Annotated in this window: 15 protein-coding genes and 1 riboswitch; of the genes, 8 read left to right on the plus strand and 7 right to left on the minus strand. The window is 71.8% G+C overall.

Features of this window, described 5'->3' with window-relative positions:
* Positions 1-67: 67 nt before the first annotated feature.
* The 4 genes from DBP14_RS13430 to DBP14_RS13445 form a co-directional block, all read right to left on the minus strand.
* Positions 68-1,021 (minus strand): ABC transporter permease, encoded by a 954-nt coding sequence (locus DBP14_RS13430; protein ID WP_241740894.1) that lies wholly within the window; start codon positions 1,019-1,021, stop codon positions 68-70.
* Positions 1,008-2,000 carry an ABC transporter ATP-binding protein gene (locus tag DBP14_RS13435; RefSeq protein WP_129307456.1) on the minus strand — a complete coding sequence of 331 codons (993 nt, stop codon included), beginning with the start codon at positions 1,998-2,000 and terminating at the stop codon, positions 1,008-1,010. Before DBP14_RS13435 ends, DBP14_RS13430 begins: the two co-directional genes overlap by 14 nt.
* A gap of 33 nt (positions 2,001-2,033) precedes the next feature.
* Positions 2,034-3,236: a sigma-E factor regulatory protein RseB domain-containing protein gene (locus tag DBP14_RS13440; RefSeq protein ID WP_129307457.1), complete on the minus strand. Its 1,203-nt coding sequence runs from the start codon at positions 3,234-3,236 to the stop codon at positions 2,034-2,036.
* A 320-nt stretch (positions 3,237-3,556) separates the two neighbouring features.
* Positions 3,557-4,567, minus strand: coding sequence for a polyprenyl synthetase family protein (locus tag DBP14_RS13445; protein ID WP_129307458.1), 1,011 nt, complete (start codon positions 4,565-4,567; stop codon positions 3,557-3,559).
* Positions 4,568-5,099: 532 nt separating this feature from the next.
* Positions 5,100-5,283: riboswitch (cyclic di-AMP (ydaO/yuaA leader) on the plus strand.
* Between the two features lie 5 nt (positions 5,284-5,288).
* On the opposite strand from DBP14_RS13445, the gene DBP14_RS13450 reads away from it, so the two are divergent.
* Positions 5,289-5,777, plus strand: a complete 489-nt coding sequence (locus tag DBP14_RS13450) for a transglycosylase SLT domain-containing protein (RefSeq protein WP_129307459.1) — start codon at positions 5,289-5,291, stop codon at positions 5,775-5,777.
* A gap of 26 nt (positions 5,778-5,803) precedes the next feature.
* On the opposite strand, the gene DBP14_RS13455 is transcribed toward DBP14_RS13450, so the two are convergent.
* The 3 genes from DBP14_RS13455 to DBP14_RS13465 all read right to left on the minus strand — a co-directional run bounded on the left by DBP14_RS13455 (position 5,804) and on the right by DBP14_RS13465 (position 9,465).
* Positions 5,804-6,616, minus strand: coding sequence for a Cof-type HAD-IIB family hydrolase (locus DBP14_RS13455; protein WP_129307460.1), 813 nt, complete (start codon positions 6,614-6,616; stop codon positions 5,804-5,806).
* A gap of 279 nt (positions 6,617-6,895) precedes the next feature.
* Complete coding sequence (locus DBP14_RS13460; RefSeq protein WP_129307461.1) at positions 6,896-8,098, minus strand: FAD-dependent oxidoreductase; 1,203 nt, start codon at positions 8,096-8,098, stop codon at positions 6,896-6,898.
* A 122-nt stretch (positions 8,099-8,220) separates the two neighbouring features.
* Positions 8,221-9,465 carry an ATP-grasp domain-containing protein gene (locus tag DBP14_RS13465; protein ID WP_129307462.1) on the minus strand — a complete coding sequence of 415 codons (1,245 nt, stop codon included), beginning with the start codon at positions 9,463-9,465 and terminating at the stop codon, positions 8,221-8,223.
* Between the two features lie 315 nt (positions 9,466-9,780).
* On the opposite strand from DBP14_RS13465, the gene fahA reads away from it, so the two are divergent.
* The 7 genes from fahA to DBP14_RS13500 all read left to right on the plus strand — a co-directional run bounded on the left by fahA (position 9,781) and on the right by DBP14_RS13500 (position 16,377).
* Positions 9,781-10,998: a fumarylacetoacetase gene (fahA, locus tag DBP14_RS13470; protein ID WP_129307463.1), complete on the plus strand. Its 1,218-nt coding sequence runs from the start codon at positions 9,781-9,783 to the stop codon at positions 10,996-10,998.
* Between the two features lie 211 nt (positions 10,999-11,209).
* Complete coding sequence (locus DBP14_RS13475) at positions 11,210-12,148, plus strand: M56 family metallopeptidase (RefSeq protein ID WP_129307464.1); 939 nt, start codon at positions 11,210-11,212, stop codon at positions 12,146-12,148.
* Between the two features lie 120 nt (positions 12,149-12,268).
* Positions 12,269-13,060, plus strand: coding sequence for a GntR family transcriptional regulator (locus DBP14_RS13480; protein WP_129307465.1), 792 nt, complete (start codon positions 12,269-12,271; stop codon positions 13,058-13,060).
* Positions 13,061-13,105: 45 nt separating this feature from the next.
* Positions 13,106-13,333 carry a ferredoxin family protein gene (locus tag DBP14_RS13485; protein ID WP_129307466.1) on the plus strand — a complete coding sequence of 76 codons (228 nt, stop codon included), beginning with the start codon at positions 13,106-13,108 and terminating at the stop codon, positions 13,331-13,333.
* Between the two features lie 14 nt (positions 13,334-13,347).
* Positions 13,348-14,691, plus strand: coding sequence for an ABC transporter substrate-binding protein (locus DBP14_RS13490; RefSeq protein WP_129307467.1), 1,344 nt, complete (start codon positions 13,348-13,350; stop codon positions 14,689-14,691).
* The gene (locus tag DBP14_RS13495) at positions 14,688-15,602 is read left to right on the plus strand and encodes an ABC transporter permease (protein ID WP_241740895.1); all 915 of its coding nucleotides are present in this window, start codon (positions 14,688-14,690) and stop codon (positions 15,600-15,602) included. The genes DBP14_RS13490 and DBP14_RS13495 overlap by 4 nt, the downstream gene beginning before the upstream one ends.
* The gene (locus DBP14_RS13500) at positions 15,586-16,377 is read left to right on the plus strand and encodes an ABC transporter ATP-binding protein (protein ID WP_129307468.1); all 792 of its coding nucleotides are present in this window, start codon (positions 15,586-15,588) and stop codon (positions 16,375-16,377) included. The genes DBP14_RS13495 and DBP14_RS13500 overlap by 17 nt, the downstream gene beginning before the upstream one ends.
* The last annotated feature ends 2 nt before the right edge of the window (positions 16,378-16,379 follow it).

Genomic DNA, 16,379 nt, shown 5'->3' on the forward strand with positions numbered 1-16,379 from the left:
TCCGCCGCGTGAGCGCGACAAGCCCCCACGGGCCTGCACAAAACCCGCGCCACCGCCGGAGGCACCCTCACACAGTGATGTCCTTCGTCGTGAACCGCGCCCACGCCAGCGACCCGAAGACCGCCGCGTACAGCCCTTGCAGCGCGAGGTTCTTCGTCAGGTCGTCCCAGTAGACGGGATCGCGCATCAGGTCGGCGAAGGACAGCCAGTAATGGGAGAAGAAGTACGGCTGCAGGGCGTGCAGCTGGGGGATCTGGTCGAGGATCTGGACGGTGATGAGCAGGCCGACCGTGGTCGCCATCGCCGCGATCCCGCTGTTGGTCAGGGTCGACACGAACAGGCCGAGGGCGGCGACCCCGACCAGTGACACCGCGACGACCAGGGCAATGAGCAGCGCCCGGCCCAGTCCTTCACCGAACCCGATCCGGGTCCCGGAGATGGTTGTCAGACCGCCGAGCGGGAACAGCAGCGCGCCGACGATCAGGGCGGACACGACGACGACCAGCGTAGCCAGCAGGCAGAACGCCAGGACCGTCGTGTACTTGGTGAGCAGCAGGCGAGTGCGGCCGGCCGGGGCGACCAGCAGATAGCGCAGCGTCCCGGCACTCGCCTCGCCCGCGATCGCGTCGCCCGCGACGACACCGACCGCCATCGGCAGGAAGAACGGCAGGGTCGCCGCGAGCGCCGTGAACACCAGGAACAGGCCGTTGTTGGTGATCTGCGCGATGAACGCCGGGCCGCCCCCGTTCCCGCCGCCCGCCGACGAGCCCCCGCTCGTCTCGGCCTTCACCGCGATCCCGACCAGGACCGGTACCGCCGCCAGCACCCCGAGCAGCGCAAGGGTGCGCCAGCGCCGGACCGTGGTGGCCAGTTCGCTGCGCAGCAGCCCGAACGTCCACAGCGGACTCGGCGGCCGCCGCCCGGCCGGAGACCGCGTCTCCCGTGCGCCCGGTGACCCGGCCTCCACCGCCTCCGCCGCCTTCACCGCCCCCGGCACCTCTGCCGGTTCAGCCCGCGACATCGAAACCCTCCCCCGTGAGCGCCACGAACGCGTCCTCCAGGGAGGCGCGTTCGAGCTGGAATCCGCGGACCCGGACGCCCGCCGCGACGAGGGCCGCGTTCACCTCGGCCAGGTCCCGCTCGGGCGGCTCCCCGGTCACCCGGTCGCCGTCGGCGGTCACGTCCCCCACGCCCTGCTCCTTCAGCACCCGGGCCGCCTCGCCGGGATCCGGTGTGGTCACCACCAGCCGGCCGCGCGCTCCGGCGGCCAGGTCGGCCACCGCGCCCTGCGTGATCAGGCGGCCCCGGGCCATCACCGCCGCGTGCGTGCACACCTGCTCGATCTCGTCGAGGAGGTGGGAGGAGAGGAAGACGGTCGTGCCGTCGGACGCCAGTTCCCGCACCAGTGCCCGGATCTCCCGCATGCCCTGCGGGTCGAGGCCGTTGGTGGGCTCGTCCAGGACCAGCAGCCGGCGCGGCTGGAGCAGCGCGGCGGCCAGGCCCAGGCGCTGCTTCATGCCGAGCGAGTACGCCCGGGCCCTCTTCCTCGCCGCGGCCGTCAGGCCCACCCGGTCCAGCGCGGCGGCGACCCGCGCACGCCGGGTGCGCGGGTCGGCGGCCGGGTCGGCGGCGTCGTAGCGCAGCAGGTTGTCCCGGCCGGAGAGGAAGCCGTACAGGGCGGGGCCCTCGATCAGCGCCCCGACCTCGGGGAGGACGGTGCGCGCCGAGCGGGGCATGGGGCGCCCCAGGACGTGCGCCGTGCCCGAGGTCGGCTCGATCAGACCCATCAGCATGCGGATGGTGGTGGTCTTGCCCGAGCCGTTCGGGCCGAGGAAGCCGAAGACGCTGCCCGCCGGGACGGTCAGGTCGAGACCGTCCACGGCGAGCTGGCCGCCGCGGTAGCGCTTGGTGAGGCCGCGCGTGGCGATGACGTGCGCCGCGGTGTCACCCTCCCGCCGGCGTTCGGCCGCGTCCCGCTCCGTGACGGACCGTGCGTACATCGGCTCCCCCTCCACTCGTCTTGCCCGGAAGGGTCACTTCCCTTCGTCGGCCGCCTTCACCAGGGCCTCCTTGGTGACCGCGCCGGCGTAGACCTTGCCGTCGTCGGTGATCAGGGCGTTGACCAGGCGGGTGGAGAACACCGTGCCCTTGCCGAACGAGCCCGAGACCTGGTCACCGAGCGAGCCGAGGAAGCCGCCCAGGTCGCCGGCCTTGGAGCCGGTCGGCAGGCCGCCCTTGGAGCCGGTGTCGAAGGTGGCGATGGAGGTCCAGCCCTTGCCGAGGACCTTGGCGCCCTCCATGCCCTGGGCGAGCCGGCCGCCGGGCTTGCCGGCCTCGTGCCGGGGCGCCTTGTGCTCCCGCTTCCCCTCGGTGACCTTCGCGCCCTTGGGCGGGGTGAAGTCGAAGGCGGAGGCGCCCGGCGCGGAGAAGGAGACCTGGGTGAATCCGGCGTCGAGGACGGCGGCGCCGCCGCTCTTCGGCGTCAGCGTGAACTTCAGCGGCATGCCGGTCTTCGCGTCCACCGCGATGCTGATCGCGCCGACCGTCGTACCGGACTGCTTCGGTGTGATCAGCAGCTTGTAGGCGTCGCGCCCGGCGACCCGCTCGGTGCCGTCGACGGTGACGGACGTGGTGTCGTCGACCGACTTCAGGGCCTCGTCGGCGAAGTCCTTCGGCGTGGCCGGCGGCTCCGCGCGGTGCTGCTTCCCGGAGTCGGCGTCGGTGGAGTGGTAGACGTCGTTGCTCTTGCTGTCGTAGCCCCAGACGTCCTTGCCGTCGTGGATGAGGCTGTACTCGGACCCGCTCTCCAGCAGGGACAGCTTCTGCTTGTCCGGGCCGTCCTCGGCCACGCGCAGGGTGTGCGTACCGGAGACGAGTTCGGTCAGCTTGGACTGCGGGTCGGCGGACGAGCCGTCCCCGTCGCCCTTGGCCATGCCGGACGCGAGGCCGCCCTCCAGGCCGCCCAGGTTCGGCAGTCCGAGGTCGGCGCTGAACCTCACGGTGCCGGACAGCTGCTGCACGTCCGACTTCGCGATCTTCTCGATGAGCTGCTGGGCGGTGATCTTCGGCAGGTCGGGGTCACCCGAGGCGGCCAGCGCCGGGACCAGCCCGATCGTGATCGCCGCCACCCCCACCACCGCGACCGGGACCGCGTACCGGGCGGCCTTGCGGCGCGCCGAGGGCCGGTCCTCGTCGTGCGCGGCGCCCGACACGTCGTCGGTTTCGTACGGTGCCATGTGTGCCTTACCTCCGTCGTCGGCGGCGGCTGTCGTCACGCTGGTCCCCCTGAGCCGCCATTCTCACCCGAATCGGTGAGGAGTGGTGATTTCCGTGGTTTCCATCTCACCAAATCGGCCGTGAGGAAGCGTCAGACCTCGGAGCCAACTCGTGTACGACTGCGGTATGACATGCCGGGGCGGCATCTCCCCCGACCCGTAGGGGTCGTACGGGAGACACCGACGATGCGGGTCGGGCACGCGGGACCGTGTACGGCGGGACCGCGGGACTGCGGCTTCCGACGACGATGAGGCGAACGGGCGTTCAGGCATCCGGGCGTTCAGCCCGCGCGGTGCACCACCGCGTCGCACAGTTCGAGCAGCGCGGCCTTGGAGTCGCACTCGGGCAGCGGCGCGAGCGCGGAGCGCGCCTCCTCCGCGTAGCGGACCGTGTCGCGGCGGGCCTGCTCCAGCGCGGGGTGCGCGCGCAGCGCGGCCAGCGCCTCGGCGTGCCGGGCGTCGTCGCTGAGGTCGGAGTCGAGCAGCGCGCACAGCGCGACGTCCTCGGCCAGCCCGAGCCGGGCCGCCCGCTCGCGCAGCCGGAGCACGGGCAGGGTCGGGATCCCCTCGCGCAGGTCGGTGCCGGGGGTCTTGCCGGACTCGTGGGAGTCGGAGGCGATGTCCAGGACGTCGTCGGCGAGCTGGAAGGCGACGCCGAGCCGTTCGCCGTACTGGGTGAGGACGTCGACGACCGTCTCGTCGGCGCCGGACATCATCGCGCCGAACCGGCACGAGACGGCCACCAGCGAGCCGGTCTTGCCGCCCAGCACGTCCAGGTAGTGCTCGACGTGGTCGCGGCCGTCCGTGGGGCCGGCGGTCTCCAGGATCTGCCCGGTCACCAGCCGTTCGAACGCGAGGGCCTGCACCCGGACCGCCTCCGGCCCGAGGTCGGCGAGGATCTGGGAGGCGCGGGCGAAGAGGAAGTCGCCGGTCAGCACGGCGACGGAGTTGCCCCAGCGGGTGTTGGCGCTGGCCACACCGCGTCGTACGGCGGCCTCGTCCATCACGTCGTCGTGGTACAGCGTCGCCAGGTGGGTCAGCTCCACGACGACGGCGGACGGGACGACACCGGGTGCGTAGGGGTCACCGAACTGTGCCGCGAGCATCACCAGGAGCGGCCGGAACCGCTTCCCGCCGGCCCGGACGAGGTGCTGCGCGGCCTCCGTGATGAACGGGACCTCGCTCTTGGTGGCCTCGAGCAAGCCTTCCTCGACAGCCGCCAATCCGGCCTGGACATCGGCTTCCAGAGCCTGGTCCCGCACGCTCAGCCCGAACGGCCCGACGACGGTCACGAGGGGTCTCCTGTCTGCTGGTGTCTGCTGGCGATTACACGGTTTGTCGATAGGTCGCTGCCATCACTCAAGTCAGCGTATCCGGTCAGCTTTCGATCACCGCTAGCGCCCACCGCTACAGGCCGGGCCGTACCGGACCACTCCCGGCAGGCCCGCGATCGGATGACAGGAACGGACATTTATCGACTTAACGGATTCAGCGAGATTTGCACAAAAGCACGCATCCCCGAGAACCACGGACACGGATGGCGGTATTCCGGGACGAGCAAATCCCCCATGTCTGATTTTGCATAATTTGCCATTTCGTGAATTGGGTCACGCGAGCCCCGTACCGCCCCATGGCGCATTTCCTCCGCATCCCCCCTTGCCCCACCGGCCAGTTGAGGATTGGCGGCTGCAAAGGATCAAGTACTCGAAACGGTACAGACCAAGGTCAACTGATGCGTTGTGTGAATCCGGTACTTGTTCCCGACATGTGCTCTCGCATACGTTCCCGGCCGTCGGACGGACGCCGAATCCTGCCACCGCCCGACACCACCCATCGACGAACTCATTTCGTGTGGCAGGAGCGGGGGACCCAGGTAAGTCGCCGGACCGGACGGCACTCGTCGTACCGGAACGGCTAGGGGTGAAGTCGTGCCGCCGTCCGCGCGGCGCGACCGGGCACCTCCCCGCCCGAACCCGACAGCTCACCTCGCAGGCGACGGAGAGGAACATCCCCATGTCTGCTGCCGCCCAGCACCGCCGCCCCCGCACCCGCCGCCTCGTCCGCACCCTCGCCGTCGCCGGCACCGGTGCCGCCGTCCTCGCGCTCCCCCTCATCGGCGCCACCAGCGCCTCCGCGGCCACCACCACCTCCGCGACGCCCTCCACCACCCTCGCCGGCTACCCGAACAACCTCGACGGCTGGATCCGCGAGTCCCTGGCGATCATGGCCGAGCGGCACATCCCGGGCACCTACGACGGCATCTACCGCAACGTGATGCGCGAGTCCTCCGGCAACCCCGCCGCCATCAACCTCTGGGACTCCAACGCGGCCGCCGGCACCCCGTCCAAGGGCCTGCTCCAGGTGATCGACCCGACGTTCACCGCCTACCACGTGCCCGGCACCTCCTTCGACCCTTACGACCCGGTCGCGAACATCACGGCCGCCTGCAACTACGCGGCCGCCCGCTACGGCTCCATCGACAACGTGTTCGGCGCATACTGAGGCCGGCGATCCCGGCCCTGGACTCGTCAGGGGCTCGGGAACAGTCTTTCGAGGACGACGGCGATGCCGTCGTCCTCGTTCGACGCGGTGACCTCGTCGGCGACCGCCTTCAGCTCGGGATGGGCGTTCGCCATGGCGACACCGTGCCCGGCCCACTCGAACATGGGGATGTCGTTGGGCATGTCCCCGAAGGCGACCGCCCGCTCGGCCGCCAGCCCCAGGTGAGCGGCGGCCAGCGCGAGACCCGCCGCCTTGGTGACCCCGCACGGCTGGAGCTCCACGGTCCCGGGGCCCGACATGGTGACCGTGGCCAGCGAATCGACCGCCCCGCGCGCGATGGTCGCCAACTCGTCGTCCGACAGGGTGTGGTGGCGCAGCAGCACCTTGCTGATCGGCGCGCGCCACAGGTCGTCGCGCCGGCCGACCCGCACGGCCGGCAGCGTGGGGTGCGGCATCCGGTACCCCGGCTCGATCAGCGTGAGCCCGTCCACGCCGTCCTGGTCGACGGCCGCATACACCTGGCCCACCTCGGCCTCGATCTTGCCGAGCGCGGTTTCCGCCAGCTCCCGGTCCAGGCGGACGGACCACAGCAGACGGCCGGCGCCGGCGTCGTACACCTGCGCGCCCTGTCCGCACACCGCGAGCCCCGTGCAGCCCAGCTCCTTGAGGAGCGGCCGCACTCTCGGTGCCGGGCGGCCGGTGACCACCAGGTGCCGTGCCCCGGCGCGCGCCACCCTCGCGAGCGCGGCGCGCGACCATTCGGAGACGGTGTCGTCACCGCGCAGCAGCGTTCCGTCCAGGTCGGTGGCGACGAGTGAATATGCGGGGGAGGCGGCCATGATCAGAGAATACGGACATCGCGCCCCACCGACTCACCCTGTCCTTTCGCTCAGTTGTGTGCCCGCTGCCCCCAAGTGGTGCCCGCGGGCGCCGTGATGGCGCCGCACGGGGACCGGAGGCGCGCGGGACACGGGGGGCGGGCGTTGCGACGGACCGGCGCGAGGACGCCGGGACGCATCGTCCGGCGGCGGTCCGCCAGGGCATGCATCCTCCCGGCGGCGGTCACCGCGGGGCGCCTCCCCCGGCGGCGGTCCGCCGGGGGCCGTCAGCCCCGGCCGTCAGCCGTGTGCTGCCGCCAGGTGTTTCGCCAGCCGTGGGGAGGCGAACTCCGTGCCGCAGACGAACCGCATCACCGGCCCGAACGAGGACGCCGCCGGAAGACCGGTGAAGTACAGGCCGGGCACGGAGGAGACGTAGCCGGCGCCGAGCCTGGGCGCGCCCCGGCTCACCGCGAGCCGCGTGCGCAGCTCGTGGCCGAGGAAGTCCATCGCCGCGATGTCCACGCGGTAACCGGTGGCCGCGATGACGTGGTCGGCGGTCAGCCGCTCGCTGCGGCCGCCGTGCGTGCGGACGGTGAGCACGGGACGGCCGTCCGGCGCCTCCGCGCCCGCCACCCGGGCCACGTCCGTGACCTGCACGGTGCCCTCGAAGCGCTCGCGCAGCCACCAGGCGCCGAGCGGACCGAGAACCCGGCGGACCAGATAGTGCCGGGTCTGTTCCGGGAGGAAACGGTAGGGGTCGGCGTAGTAGCTGAGCGCCCACAGGGACCACGCGCGGCCGAACGGCGACTCGGGGCGGAGCCTCGGCTGCTTCCACGGCGGCGCCCCGAAGGCGACCCGGCCGCGTCCGCGCGCCACCACCCGCACCCGGGCGCCCGCCTCCGCCGCCAGCGCCGCCGTCTCCAGGGCGGACTGGCCGGCGCCGATGACGATCAGGTCCTTGCCGGCGAAGCGGCTCAGGTCGTGGTGCTGGGAGCTGTGGGAGAGCGGAGCGGTCGGGGCGGGCCCGTCGGGCGCGGCCCCCGCCAGCTCCGCCGGCAGGTGTTCCAGCCCCGACAGGCCGGTGGCGACCACCACCGCACGTGCGGTGAACAACTCACCCGAGTCCAGCTTCAGTTCGAAGGCGCCGCTCTTGTCCCGGTCCACGGAGACGACCCGCACCCGCTCCAGGCCGGGCACCAGCTTCTCCTGGAACCACTCGCCGTAGCCGATGAACGTCTCCGCCGGGATGATGTCCTCGTCGGTCACCAGCCGGCGGATGCCGGCGGCGTCACAGTAGTCGCCCAGGGTGTGGCCGGGCTGCGGGCAGTCGAAGCTGGAGGCGACCGGGGTCGACTTCAGGAGCATGCCCTCGGGCATGTGGTCGCGCCAGCTGACCATGGGGTCGCCGAAGACGCGGACGGGGATGCCGCGCGCCCGCAGATGGGCGGCGGTGGACAGGCCGAACGGCCCGGCCCCGATGACTGCAACCGGTCGGATCACGAAGTCCCTCCCCAGGAACGCGGTGCGCCACCTTCGTGGCCTTGCCTACTTCGCGGTGGTGCGGTGACCTGCCTGTTTCGCGGTGGTGCCTGTGACTACTTCGCCGTGGTCCTGTGACGTGCCTACTTCGCGGTGGTGTGGCCGCCGCGGCGGTTGGTCCGCCACAGCTGGTAGAGGTGCTTCGCGCCCGGACGCACGAAGCGGGCGAGCATCGTGAGGAACGGCAGCGGGTCGTCGCCCGCGAACCAGGCCAGCTCCGTCCCGCTCGCCCGCGCCGGCGCGTGCGGCGTCGTATAACCGCTGCGGCGGTAGGCGAGGAGGGCGGGCAGGTCGATGTTCTCCACGACATAGCGGTGGCCGGCCCGCTGCTCCCCCTCCGGAACGGGACGGCCGGTCAGGTGCAGGTGCTGTGCCCGTACGACGTCCACGCCCGACTCGCTCTCGAAGAGCCGGAACTGGGCGCCCATGCGGGGGTTGAAGTCGAGGAGTTTGTACTGTCCGTCGCGCCGGTCGAAACGCAGGTCCAGGTCGATGATGCCGCTGAAGCCGATCTGCTTGATGAAACGTGCGGCGAGGTCCGCGAGTTCCGGGTTGTCGACGACGTACGCGTTCGCCGTCATGCCCGCGTGCGGTGGCCAGGAACGGACCTTGACCCCGGTGAACAGGGCGAGCGGGGCGGAGTCGGCGTCGAAACAGGCGTGCACGATCCAGTCCTCGGCCTCCTCCCTCGGCAGGTACTCCTGGAGGATCACCCCCGGCCGCTCGCCCCAGTCACGGGCGAGTTCGAGCAGCCCCGCGCGGGTGGCGATCCTCGTGGTGCCGTTCACCGCGGGCCGGGTGCGCCGGACGAACGCCTCACGGTTCTTGGCCACCACCGGGAAGCGCGCCGTTCCCGCGAACGCGGCGATGTCCTCGTACGACTGCGGGAAGGCGGCCGCGGGCGTCGCGAGGCCGTGCTCCACGCACAACTCGTGCAGCCCCTGCTTGCTGGCCAGCCGGCGGGGCAGTCCGGGCTCCACGCGCGGGAAGAGGAACGAGCCGGCCAGCTCGTCCTGGTGCTCGGCGATCAGGACGGCGGCCTCCTCATCCGTGGGGATGAGGACGGCCGGCCGGCCGATGCGCCGCCCGACGCGCAGCAGGCCGTCGACCAGATGGCCCGGGTCCTCCGCGCCGGTCGTCGGCCACACGAACGCCCGGGTGAGGTACCGGGAGGCGGCGGCCGGCGTGTAGCGGTCCTCGGTGATCGCGTACATGGGGACGCCCAGACGGCCCAGGCTGCGGATCGCGCCCACGCCGCCGTGGTGCAGCGGGTAGTCGCCGAACTTGACGATCAGTCCGGGCACTTCACGGTCCGCCTCGACTGGCACACCGACGGAATGTACGGCCACGGGTCCCCCCACGTGTCCCCCTACGGACCGGATCCACCCCGTCCGTGTCCCCAAAGGACGCTAAGCCGGAATTGCCCACTCCCACAAGGCCCTTTCGGACATTGCGAACTCTTTAGACACCGTCCGGGACACCGCCCGCGCATCCCAAGGGGCACTGCCCAAGACACCCGGCACACCCGTAACGTGTGGCGCGACCACATGGAACACAGCGGCGTCACCGGAGCGATCATGTGTGACGCCACCCCATGGAACGCAACGCCACGCATGGCCAGGAAGAGAGTGAGGCAGCACCCCATGCCCCCCTTCGACGTTGCCGAGGGCGACCCCTTCGGTCCGCACAACCTTCCCTACGGCGTGTTCTCGCCCTCCGGCAGCACGGAGCGGAGGGTCGGCGTCCGCCTCGGTGACCACGTCCTCGACGCCGGAACCGCGGCCACCGCACTCGGCTCGCCCTACGCCTCCCTGCTCGCCCGGCCCACCCTCAACCCGCTGCTCGCCGCCGGCCGCACCACCTGGTCGGACGTGCGGCGCGCCCTCACCGCTTGGGTGACCGTCCCCGCGCACCGCGAGACGATCGAGCCGCTGTTCCACCCGTTGTCGCAGGTCACCCTGCACCTGCCGTTCGAGGTGGCGGACTACGTCGACTTCTACGCCTCCGAGAACCACGCCCGCAACGTCGGCCAGATCTTCCGCCCGGACGCCGAGGACTCGCTGACCCCCAACTGGAAGCATCTGCCGATCGGCTACCACGGCCGCTCCGGCACGGTCGTCGTCTCCGGCACCGACGTCGTACGGCCCTCCGGCCAGCGCAAGGCACCGGCCGACCCGGCACCCGTCTTCGGCCCGTCCGTCCGGCTCGACATCGAGGCCGAGGTCGGCTTCGTCGTCGGCACGCCCTCCGCCATGGGCCGGCCGGTCGCACTCGGCGACTTCCGGGAGCACGTCTTCGGGCTGTGCCTGCTCAACGACTGGTCGGCGCGCGACATCCAGGCCTGGGAGTACGTCCCCCTCGGCCCGTTCCTCGGCAAGTCCTTCACCACGTCGGTGTCGGCGTGGATCACCCCCCTGGAGGCGCTGGAGGACGCGCGCGTGGCCCCACCGGAGCGCACCCACACCCTGCTGCCCTACCTGGACGACGCGGCGCCCGAGGTGGACCCCGGCGGCTACGACCTGCGGATCTCCGTCGCCATCAACGGCCACGTGGTGTCCGAGCCGCCGTTCTCCACCATGTACTGGACGGCCGCCCAGCAGCTCGCCCACATGACGGTCAACGGCGCCTCCCTGCGCACCGGCGACCTGTACGGCTCGGGCACGGTGAGCGGCCCCGAGCCGGCCCAGCGCGGCTCGCTGCTGGAGCTGACCTGGAACGGTCGCGAGCCCCTGGAACTCCCCGACGGCAAGCGTGCCTTCCTGGAGGACGGCGACGAGGTGACCCTGACGGCGTGGGCACCCGGCGCGGACGGGGTCCGCGTGGGTCTCGGCGAGGTCCGCGGGCGGATCGTGGCGGGCTGAACGGGCCCGAGGCCGAGGGGTACCGGAAGGCGGGTACCGGGTGCGGGCCGGACGGTGGCGCCGGTGGCGATTCGGTCGCCTCCGACACCTGACTCAGGGCGGCTCTCCCCGTCATACTGACGGGGACACGCACGCGTGGCCCGCCTTCGGGCCGTGTCGCCCGTACCACCCGACACCCGCACCCTCTCGGACCAGGAACCGGAGCCCCGGCATGACCGTCTGCCTGCTCCTGCTGACCGTCGTCGGCCTGACGGCCGCCGTACCGGCCCCGCGCGCGCTGACCCGGGCCGCCTGGACGGAACGGGAACCCGTGGTCGCGCTGTGGGTCTGGCAGTGCCTGGTCGCGACAGTGCTGCTGAGCTGCCTGACCGGGCTGCTCCTGGGCGCGGCGGCCGTCTTCCACACGGTCCGCGACCGGGTCTTCGCGCCCGCCCCGCCGGCCGTGACCGCCGCCTACGACCTCTCCGCCGCCCCGGTCTGGGCGGTCGCCCTCACCGTGCTGCTGGCCTGCGGCGCCGCCTGGACGACCGCCATGCTGGCCCGGGAACTCGCCGAGGCCCGCAGACACCGCGGCCGGACCCGGGCCCACCTGAGGGACCGCGCCCCGGACCTGCCCGGGGGTCTGCCGGCCGCGCGGGGGCCCATGCTGGTGCTGGAGGACGAGTACCCGGACGCCTGGTGGATGCCGGGCCACCCGCCGCAACTGGTCGTCACCACAGGGGCGCTGCAGCGCCTGACCGACCACCAGCTGGACGCCGTCCTCACGCACGAGCGCGGCCACGCCCGCGCCCACCACGACTGGCTGCTGCACCTGTCCACGGCGCTGGCCACGGGCTTCCCCCACGTCCCGCTGTTCGCCCACTTCTGCGACCAGACGCACCGCCTGGTCGAACTGGCCGCCGACGACACGGCGTCCCGCCGCTGCGGCCACCTCACCACGGCCCTCGCCCTGATCGAACTGAACCAGCACCGCGGCGTCCTGTCCTGCGCCTCCAGCCGCCGCCTCCTGGGCGAACGCGTGGACCGGCTCCTGGAGCCGCCTCCGCGTCTGCTCCGGCGGCACCGGGCGCTGACGACGACGGTGGCCGCGCTGGTGCCGTTGCTCCCGCTGCTGATCACGTTCGCGCCGGGGCTGACGGCACTGTCCTGAGTGGCAGAACCTGCTGAATCCGCTGGAAAGCCGCAGTTCAGAGCAGGGGTTGGGCGACCGCTGAGTGGCGCAACATTCCCGCAACACCACTTTCCCTATCGGATGAGTATGGTTCCAGCCATGCCAGCCACCGACCGCCCCCGAGACTCCGCCGGTCCGGGCGCCGCGACCACCGTCGCCGCCCACCGCACCCGGCGTCGGCTGCGTTCGGACCGGGCCCGGCAACTCGCGGACCTGCTGCGCCGGCAACTGATCACCGGCACCTTCCCGGCCGGCACCCTCCCCCACGAGTCCACCCTCGCCACCGACTACCGCACCTCCCGCAACACCGTCCGCCAAGCCCTGGACCTGCTCCGGACGGAGGGCCTGGTCAAGCGGCAGCCGGGAGTCGGCACCGTGGTCGTCGCCCAGAAATACCCCCATGGGCTCGACCGACTGATGGGCCTCGCGGAAACCCTCCACGAACACGGCCACGTCACCAATGAGGTCCGCGCCATGGGCCCCGTCCCCGCACCGGCCCCGGTCGCCGAACGCCTCCACGTCACACTCGGCACCGAAGTCCTCCACATCGAACGCCTGCGCCGCCTCAACGGCCTCCCCCTCTCCCTCGACGACACCTACATCCCGCTCGACCTCGGCACCGCCCTGCTCGGCACCGACCTGGAGAACACCGACGTCTTCCGCCTGCTGGAAGCCATCACCGGACAGCACCTCGGTCACGCCGACATCACCCTGGAGGCGGTCAACGCGGACAGCCACTCCGCGGCCGTGCTCCAGGCCCCCCGGGGCGCGGCCGTCCTCATGCTGGAACGCCTCACCCACCTCGGCGACGGCCGGCCCGTCGACCTGGAGTTCATCCGCTTCCGCGGCGACCGCATCACCATGAGCGGCCTGCTGCACCGGTCGCTCTAAACCGCGCCCCAACCACCCCTGCCTGCACGTTTCCTGGAGACAGCCATGCCCATGGTGCCCCAGCGGGCCGACGTGCCCGTGACCATCGACGAGTCGAAGTGCATCGACGGCTGCACGCTGTGCGTGGACATGTGCCCGCTGGACTCCCTCGCCATCGACGAGAGCAACGGCACCGCGTACATGCACGTCGACGAGTGCTGGTACTGCGGCCCCTGCGCGGCCCGCTGCCCCACCGGAGCCGTCACCGTCAACATGCCCTACCTGCTCCGGTGAGAGGCCGAACCACCATGAAACGCACAGCAACCGCCCTGTCGGCCGCCGTACTCCTCCTCCCCCTGTCCGCCTGCGGCGGCAGCGCTCAGGCAGGCAGCGGCACCACGGTCACCGTCACCATCGGCTACCAGTCCAAGACCATCAACACCGTCACCGCCGGAACGCTCCTGCGCTCCCTCGGCTACTTCGAGCGGCAGCTCGACGCCCTGCACGACGGCCACACGTACAAGGTCGACTGGCAGGACTACGCCACCGGTGCCCCGATCACCGCCCAGATGACAGCGGGGAAGATCGACATAGGTTCCATGGGCGACTTCCCGCTCCTGCTCAACGCCGCCCGCGGCAAGCAACTCGGCCGCCCCACCCACCTGGTCTCCGTCACCGGCTACAACCTGCGTGGCGGCCTCAACACCGTGGTCACGGCGCCCAGTTCCGCTTTGACGGACCTGAAGGACCTGAAGAGCAAGAAGGTCTCCACGAGCATCGGCTCCGCCGCCGACGGCACGCTCGTACGGGCGCTGCAGCGCGCCGGAATCGACCCGAACACCGGCATCGCGAAGCTGAACCAGCAGCCCGCCGTGGGGGCTTCGTCGCTGTCCGCCGGCAACGTGGACGCGTTGTCGCAGTTCGTCGCCTGGCCGGGCCTTCTCGCCTACCAGGGCAGGGCGAAGGCCCTGTACGACGGCGCCCAACTGAACCTGCCCACGTTCCACGGGGTCACAGCCCGCGCGGACTTCGCCGGGCAACGGCCCACCGTCCTGGAAGCCTTCCTCAAGGCCCAGACCGAGGCGACCGACTACCTGAACGCGCACCCGGTCACCGCCGCCGAGAAAGTCGCCGAAACAACCGGCCTCCCGGCCGAAGTCGTCTACCTCTACAACGGCGCCCACGGCACCGCCACCTTCGACCCGGCCGTCAAACCCCGCCTGGTCTCCGCACTGAAGCAGGACGTATCCGTACTGAAGGCGGCCAAGCTGACCGGCGACATCGACGTGGACTCCTTCGTCGACGACCAATACGTGAAGCACGCTCTCGGCGCCGGCTACACACGACGCCTCACCGCCGCACCCCCACCCGCCCGGAGCGAGGTGTGGCCCAAGGGCAGCGAGAAGACAACGGCCTTCACCTCCCCCCGGCGACTGCTGGCCTACCTCGCCAGGCATCCGGACGGCATCCGGGCCGCCTACGTCCCCGACACCACCACCGGCACCCTCTGGTTCGCCGACAAGTCCGTCTGGGTGGCCGACGGCAGCCGGTTGCTGCCCTTCGTCACCCCGGCGACCGCCCAGGCCTACGTCTCCGGCCACCAGGACGCCCGGACGGTCCCGTACCGAGAAGCACTGGAGCGGGCCTCATGATCCGGTTCCCCCTGGCCCGATATGCCCTGCGCGTGGCGTCGCTGGCCGCCGCGCTCGGCCTGTGGCAGTTGCTGACCGGTCTGGACGTCGACCTGTGGCTGCGGTTCTCGCAGTTCCCGACGGTCACCGACGTGGCTCGCGCCTTCGGCGACCGGCTCTCCGGCGCCGACTACTGGACCGACCTCACCGACAGCCTGACCCGCATCCTCACCGGCTTCGGGCTGGCCGCAGCCCTGGGCGTGACGACGGGCGTGCTCGTGGCACGTTCGCGCCTCGCCGAGGACCTTCTCGGCCCCGTCCTGGAGGTCGTCCGCCCGATACCCGCCATCGCGCTCGTCCCCGTCGCGATCCTGCTCTTCCCCTCCAACGAGCAAGGCATCGTCTTCATCACGTGCACCGCCGCCTTCTTCCCCGTGCTGGTCTCCACCCGGCACGCGGTACGCGCGCTCGCCCCCGTCTGGGAGGAAGCGGTACGCACGCTCGGCGGCGGCCGGATGCGGATCCTCGCCTCGGTCGTCCTGCCCGGCGCGCTGCCCGGCATCTTCGGCGGCCTGTCGGTCGGCATCGGCGTGTCGTGGATCTGCGTCATCTCCGCCGAGATGATCTCCGGCCAGTACGGCGTGGGCTACCGCACCTGGCAGGACTACACGGTGGTGAACTACCCAGGCGTCTTCGTCGGCATGGTCACGATCGGGGTCCTCGGCTGGGTCACCTCCACGGCCGTCGAACTCCTCGGCCGACGTCTGACCCGCTGGCTCCCCCGCACCTCGTACGTCCCCGGCGGACGCGCCCGCGCGCCCCGGCCGGCCACCGTCGAACCCGCCTCCCACGGCAAACCCCAGTACCAGGCCAAAACCGAGCACGAGCGCCAGAACGACGCCGAGGAGGCCCACGATGAGCACCTCGTCTGAGACCGTCACCGCCGCCCCGGCCACACCCCTGCCGGACGCCGGACGCGGCACGCGGCTCACCCTCCGCGCCACCGTCCTCGGCCGGCCGGGCGCCCCCGTCCTGCGGGACGTCGACCTGGACATCGCGCCCGGGGAGATCCTCACCGTCGTCGGCCCCTCCGGCTGCGGCAAGTCCACGCTGCTGCGCACACTCGCCGGACTGCTCTCCCCGCTGGCCGGTGCGGTCGAGCAGGACGGCACCGCACTGACCGGCCCGTCCGCCGACCGGGCGCTGGTGTTCCAGGACGACACGCTGCTGCCCTGGCGCTCGCTGCGCGCCAACGTCGAACTGCCCCTCGCCATCAAGGGAGTGGCACGCTCGGACCGCCGTACCGAAGCCGAGTCCTGGCTGGCCCGGGTCGGGCTGTCCGCACAGGCCCGGCAGGTACCGCACCGCGTTTCGGGCGGGCAGCGCCAGCGCGCGCAACTGGCCCGCGCGCTGGCCGGCAGCCCCCGGGCGGTCCTCATGGACGAACCGTTCGGCGCGCTCGACGCCCAGACCCGGGCCGGCATGCAGGACCTGCTGGTCGACGTGTTGCGGGGCACCGGCGCCACCGTCGTCTTCGTCACCCACGACGTCGACGAAGCCCTCTTCCTCGGCGACCGGGTGGCGCTCCTCGGCTCCGGCCGGCTGTCCGCCGTACACGACGTTCCCCGCCCGCGCGAGCGCGGCGCCCTCGACGACCCGGCCCGCTCGGCCCTGCGCCGCTTCGTCCTCTCCTCGCTCGGCACCTGAAA

Source organism: Streptomyces sp. L2 (assembly GCF_004124325.1).
Classification (GTDB): domain Bacteria; phylum Actinomycetota; class Actinomycetes; order Streptomycetales; family Streptomycetaceae; genus Streptomyces.